Below are 491 nucleotides of genomic sequence, written 5' to 3' on the forward strand. Positions count from 1 at the left end.
TGGCGCATCGGGTGCTATAGTAGAAGAGATTGGCAAGAAGGCGGATTACTATGGCATAGGTGATGCCCTACCAGGCAGGGCCACTTTGGAAGAGGTATATAGTGATCGTATTCTCTTGAGGCGTAACGGAAGGCTAGAAACTTTGGCTTTTGAAGAAAAGAAGAGCATCAAAGGCAGTAGCAGTTTTTCTAAGGTAACGCCGGTTAAAGCCCAGCCGAAAAGAAGAGCAAGGGTGGAATCAGTAGAAACGCCTCAGCAATTTATGGATGAGGCTGCAGAGCGCTTACAGGAAGATCCTGTCGCTGCATTGGGCTCAGTTGGGCTGAAAGCTTCTTCAGAGGGGTATGTTTACCAAGGTGGAAACCCAATGTTGTCGGGGCTAAATCTTAACAAGGGTGATGTGATACGCTCGGTGAATGGTCATAACCTTGGTGATATTCAGCGCGATAAAGAGTTAATGAAAAGTCTCTATGAGCAAGGTAGTTTGGAAG

General features: G+C 46.8%; 1 protein-coding gene. It reads left to right on the forward strand.

Features of this window, described 5'->3' with window-relative positions; genetic code table 11:
- A partial coding sequence (locus A3761_RS06835) for a type II secretion system protein N (RefSeq protein WP_304439596.1) occupies window positions 1-491 on the forward strand: 491 nt, incomplete at both ends.

This window comes from Oleiphilus sp. HI0123 (genome assembly GCF_001635315.1).